Origin of the sequence: Embleya sp. NPDC127516 (assembly GCF_044765325.1) — a bacterium.
In the GTDB taxonomy this organism is placed as follows: domain Bacteria; phylum Actinomycetota; class Actinomycetes; order Streptomycetales; family Streptomycetaceae; genus Embleya.
In genome coordinates this window covers 1-6299 of the sequence record NZ_JBIWJT010000080.1, presented here as the reverse complement: position 1 = coordinate 6299, position 6299 = coordinate 1, and the positions used below count along the sequence as shown (strand labels likewise).

Genomic DNA, 6299 nt, shown 5'->3' with positions numbered 1-6299 from the left:
ACCGAACCCGGCGACCGCACCAACCACCCCGCCACATCCGCCCCGAACAACGCCTCACCACCGACCACCACACACCGCGCGGAACCGGCAGCCTCGTCGGCAGAGAGGATCTCCCCCAGCAGCGGCAGATGGGCGGGCACCACCTTCATCAGGTCGAAGCCGGGACCGGAGCGCAGCAGATCCGCCAGGCCTTCCGCGCCGCCCTCACCACTCACCGTCACCGGCGACCCGGACACGAGCGGCAACAACACACTCGTCACCGTCAGGTCGAACGCCAACGACGAGTGCAACGGCGCACCCCCCGACGCCCCCACCCCGTACGCCTCGACAGCCCACGCCACATAGTTCGCCAGCCCGCCGTGCGTGACCGCCACACCCTTCGGCCGACCCGTCGAACCCGACGTATAGATCACATACGCCAACTCCGCGGGCTGCACGGAGGCCCACGGCTCGGTGGCCGCGTCCTCGGGACGCGAGGCCGGGTCGTCGACCGCGATCGTGGACAGTTGATGCGCGGGAAGGTCGTCGCGCAGTGCGGCGAGGCGTTCTTCGAGCAGTGCGGTGGTGCTGATCAGGGTGCTTGCCCGACTGTCCGCCAGCATGAACGTGATCCGGTCCGACGGGTACGCCGGGTCGATCGGCAGATACGCGGCACCGACCCGCCACACCGCCAGGATCGCCACCACCGCATCGACACCACGCGGCAGACACAGACCCACCACCGAGCCGATACCGACCCCGTGCTCGCGCAACAATCGCGCCAGGCCGCCCACACGCGCGTCCAACGCGGCGTACGAGGTCTCGACCCCGTCGCACAACACCGCTATCGCGTCCGGTGAATCGATCACTCGAGCCGCGAACATCGCCGGCACCGCATCGGTCGGCAGCTCCACCGCCGTGTCGTTCCACTCCACCAGCAGGCGGGCCCGCTCGGCGTCGTCCAGCACCGCGACCGAGTTCAGGGGGACGTCCGGTCCATCGCGGTCGGCATCGTTCGCGAGGGCGCCGAGGAGGTTCTCGATCGTCGTGTGCAGCAGACGCGTGACCACGTGCGGATCACCGGGAGTGGTTGCATCCACGGTCAACGCGAAGCCGTCCGCACCGAGGTCGTCGACCGAGACCGCGAGCGGGAAGTTCGTCAACTCCAACGCGAACACCGTACGGATTCCCGCGGGACCGTCGTCGCCCGGACCGACCCCTCGCGGGTCTTGGCCGTCCTGGTCGGTTGTGGGGCTCCGGTCACCTTGGTCGCCGCCGTAGCGGTAGTTGAAGAAGGCGGTGAACAGCGGCATGTCTCCGCTGATCCCGCTCGCCTGCTGGGCGACCACCAGCGGGGCGTGTTCGTGCTCCATCAGCGCGGCAAGCTGGTCCCGCATCGCGGCGACGGCCGCCGACGCGCCCACCCTGTCGGTACGTACCCGTACCGGCAGCGTGTTCATGAACAGACCCGACGCGCGATCGGCACCGGCACCCGCGTTCATCCGACCGAACAACACCGTTCCGAACACGACGTCGTCCCGTCCGGAGAGCACCGACAACACGCGTGCCCAGGCCACATGCAGGAGCGTCGCGGGCGTGACCCCGAGGTCTCGCGCCACCTTCCGGATCCGCACGGCCACGTCGTCCGCCACCGGCAACTCGGCCCGCCGCACACCGCTGCCGTCACCGCGCACATTCAACAGCCCGAACGGCGCCGTGGTCTCGGTGACATCGCCCAACAGCTCCGCGAAGAACTCCTCGTGACCACCGTGCCGCAGACTCTCCCGCGCCTGCACCACGAAGTCCCGGAACGGCAGTGCCGGCGCCAGTTCACCGCCGCGACCGGCGAGGAAGGCGCGCACCTCCTGGAGCAGGACCTCCATCCCGGTGTGGTCCTGAGCGATGTGGTGCACGCGCAACATGCCGTACCAGCGGCCGGCTTCGGGCGCGGGTGTGACATGTGCGTCGATCAGCGGTGCACGGCCGACGTCCATGGTCGGCCCACCGGCGGCCAGCAGTCGCGCGACGGCGTCGTCTCCACCCTCGGCCGACGCGATCTCCCGCACCGGCAGCGGAGCATGCCGCTGCACCACCTGAAGCGGATCCGGGACGCCGTCCCACAGGATCGCCGTGCGGTAGATGTCGTGCCGGTCGATCACCTCTTGAAGGGCCCGCAGGAATGCGTCGAGGCGCTCCCGTGTGTCGAATTCCAGCACGAACGGGGATATGTACACGTCGCGCTCTTCGTCACCCGCCATCAGGTGGTGGAAGAGGATGCCCTGCTGGAGCGGTGCGAGCGGGTAGACGTCGGCGATGTTGGCGGCTCCGCCGTCGATCGACGCGGCGACGCGGGCGACCTCGGCCTCGGACAGATCCACCAGTGGCAACATGTCCGGCGTCAACGTCGTCGCGTCGGCCGGGATCCGGTTCGCCGGGACGGAGACCGGTTCCGCACCGGCCGACGCGGCCAGCCCGGCCACCGTCGGCGCCTCGAACAGGGCCCGCACCGACACCGAGACCCCTCGCGCCCGCAACCGCTCGACCAACGTCACCGCGAGCAGCGAATGCCCGCCCAGAGCGAAGAAGTTGTCGTCCACCCCGACCGACGGCAGACCCAGCACCTCGGCGAACGCCGCGCACAGCACCTCCTCACGCAGCGAGGACGGGCCCCGACCATTCGTCCCGGTCGGATATTCGGGAGCGGGCAACGCCTTGCGGTCCAACTTCCCGTTCGCGGTCAGCGGGATGGCGTCCAGCACGACGACCGCAGACGGAACCATGTACTCCGGCAACCGAGCGGAAGCGAACCTCCGTAGCGCCTCGGGCAGTTGCTCGGGCAGCTCACGATCGCGCGGCACGACGTAGGCAACCAGGCGCCGGTCCCGGGACACGCCCTGGGCAGTGTCGGCACGCACGACCACGGCAACCCGTGCGACCCGGGGGTGTGCGGCCAATGCGGCCTCGATCTCGCCGGGTTCGATCCGGAACCCCCGGATCTTCACCTGATCGTCCGCCCGCCCGGCGAAGACCAACTCGCCGGCCGCCGTCCACCGCGCCCGGTCGCCCGTCCGGTACATCCGCTCACCCGAGCCGAACGGCGACGCCACGAACCGCTCACCGGTCAACGCCGCCCGACCGAGATAGCCCCGGGCCAGACCCACACCGGCCACATACAACTCACCCGTCACCCCCGGCGGCACGAGCGCGAGACGCTCGTCCAGCACATACGCCCGAACGTTCGCGATCGGCCTCCCGATCGGAACCTCGCCCACCCCGGGCCGGCAGCGCCACACCGTGGCGTCCACGGTCGTCTCGGTCGGCCCGTACGTGTTGAACAACACCCGACCGGGCGCCCAACGAGCCGCCAGTTCCGGCGGGCATGCCTCGCCGCCCACCTCCAGGACCAGGTCCGACCGCATCGCCTCGACGGCCAGTCCGGCCAAGACGGCGGGCGGCAACGTCGCGTGTGTGATCGCCTCGTCGACGAAGAACCCGGCCAACTCCGCACCGAGCCGACGCTCGTCGGGCACCACCACCAGTGCCGCACCCGACGACAGCGCCACCGACCACTCCAGGCAGAAGTTGTCGAACCCCACCGACGCGAACTGCGCCATCCGCGAACCCGCCCCGATCGCGAACCGCACACGCCCCGCCGCAGCGGTGTTCGCAAACCCCGCCTGCGAAACCACCACACCCTTCGGCCGACCCGTCGACCCCGACGTGTAGACCACATAGGCCGGATGCGAACCCCACAACGGAGACGAACGATCGGCGTCACCCACGGGGGACGACCGCAGGCTCTCCAACGCCGCGACCACCGCAGGCTCGTCGAGAACCAGCACCGCGGCCCCGACCCACGTGGACGGCACCCGCCCGGCGTTCGCGGTGTCCGTGACCACCAGGACCGGCGCCGCATCATCCAGCACGTAGCCGATCCGCTCGGCCGGCTGCGTCGGATCGATGGCCAGATACGCGCCACCGGCAGCCGACACACCCAACAACGCCGTCATCAAGTCGTGGCCGCGCCCCAGCACCACGGCCACCACCGACTCGGGACCGACACCCAACCCCACCAAATACCGCGCCAGACGACCGACCCGACCACCCAACTCCCCATACGACAGCGCCGAACCCCCGGCCACCACCGCCACCGCGTCCGCGGCCTCCACCACCCGGGTCAGGAATCCGTCGATCACGGTCGGCGCCGGAACCTCGACCGCCGAAGCCGCCGTGTCGTTCCACGCGACCAGGATCCGGGAGCGCTCGTCGTCGTCCAGCACGTCCGCCGCGCCGAGCCGCAGGCTCGGATCCGCGACCAACGTCCCCAGCACGCGAATCCACCGATCGGCCATCGTCTCGATCGAACCCGGGTCGAACAGGTCGGCCGAGGCCACGATCGACCCTCGGATCCCGGCGGGCCTGCCCTGCTCGTCGTAGGTCTCCTCGGCGGTCACGTCGAGGTCGAACTTCGCCGCGGCGGCCGGTGACAGCGGTGCCACACCGACCTCGGGCGGCGCGCCCGCCCGTACCCCCGACAGGTCCAGCGCCGCGCGTGCGGTGTTCTGGAGCGTCAACATCACCTGGAACAGCGGATGCCGATTCAGCGACCGGGTCGGCGCGAGTTCCTCCACCAACCGCTCGAACGGCACGTCCTGGTGCTCGTACGCGCCCAGGCCCGCCTCACGGACCCGACCCAGGACCTCGCGGAAGGTCGGATCCCCGGTGAGGTCGGTCCGCAACACCAGCGTGTTCACGAAGAACCCGACCAGGTCGTCCAGGCCCTCGTCGGTACGTCCGGCCACCGTCGTCCCGATCGGGATGTCGGTCCCCGCGCCCAGCCGGGACAGCAGCACCGCCAACGCGGCCTGCAACACCATGAACACGGTCACACCCTCGGCCCGGGCGACCCGCACCAGCTCGTCGTGCAATTCGGCGGGTATCGCCAACCGGGTGACGTGGGCGTCGTGCCCGGCGGTGGTCGAGCGCGGGCGGTCGACGGGCAGGTCGAGTTCCTCGGGAAGCCCCGCGAGGGCTGTTCGCCAATACGCCACCTGCCCGGACATCAGACCGGCCGGATCGTCGTCCTCGCCCAGCAACTCCCGCTGCCAGAGCGCGTAGTCCGCGTACTGCACCGGCAACGGCGCCCATTCCGGTGCGCGTCCCGCGCAACGGGCCGCATAGGCGGTCGAGATGTCCCGACCCAGCGGACCCATCGACCAACCGTCGCCCGCGATGTGATGCACTACCAGGACCAGCACATGCTCTTCGTCGCACCGGAAGAGCCAGGCCCGAATGGGAATCTCGTCCGCGAAATCGAACGCGTGGTCCGTTGCCGTCGCCACGGCGTGCGGCAGTTCCTCGGCGGTGACCTCCTCGTACTCCAGGTCCCAGTTCAGTTCGGCGGGATCCAGGACACGCTGGTACGGCTCGCCGTCGACCATCGGGAAGACGGTCCGCAACACCTCGTGCCGACCCACCACATCCCGCAAGGCTGCCGACAGCGCGGCACGGTCGAGATCACCCGACAGCCGCAACACCTCCGGCATGTTGTAGCCCGGGTTGGGGCCGTCCAACCGCCCGAGGAACCACAACCGCCGCTGCGCGAACGACAACGGCAGTCGCTCCGGGCGAGGCCGCTCGCGCAGCGGCGCCCGCACCGCGCCCACTCGCGCGTCCGCCGGCCGAGCGGCCAGCCCCGAGACCGTGGGCGTCTCGAACAGGGCCCGGATCTCCAACTCCACACCCAGCACGGCCCGCACGCGCGAAACCAACCGCGTCGCGAGCAGGGAGTGGCCGCCGAGTTCGAAGAAGCTCTCATGCACCCCGACCGAGTCGAGCCCGAGCACCTGGGCGAACATCCCGCACAGGATCTCCTCCCGCGGCGTCGACACGACCTCCTCCGCCACCGTCCCGCCCGACCGATCGGCGCTGGGCAACGCTGCCCGATCAAGCTTGCCGTTGGCCGTCAGCGGCAGCGCGTCAAGCACCACGATCGCGCTCGGCAACATGTACTCCGGGAGCCGACGCGCGGCGAACTCCCGCAACGACCGCGGAAGATCCTCGCCGACATCACCGGGATCGGTGGGCACCACATAGGCGGACAGAACCAGCTCGCCTTGCGATTCCGTGCGCGCGATCACCGCGGCCTGACCCACCTGCGGATGAGCCGCCAACACTGCCTGGATCTCCGCCGGTTCGATCCGGAACCCGCGAAGCTTCACCTGATCGTCGACCCGCCCGACGAATACCAGTCGGCCGTCGGCGGTCCAGCGGGCCCGGTCGCCGGTGCGATACATGCGCTCGCCACCGCCCCCGAACGG

General features: G+C 70.2%; 1 protein-coding gene. It reads right to left on the bottom strand.

Going from position 1 to position 6299, the window contains the following annotated elements; translation table 11 throughout:
• On the bottom strand, positions 1-6275 hold a 6275-nt coding region (locus tag ACIRL2_RS51135; RefSeq protein WP_402242651.1), incomplete at its 3' end, for an amino acid adenylation domain-containing protein.
• Between the last annotated feature and the right edge of the window lie 24 nt (positions 6276-6299).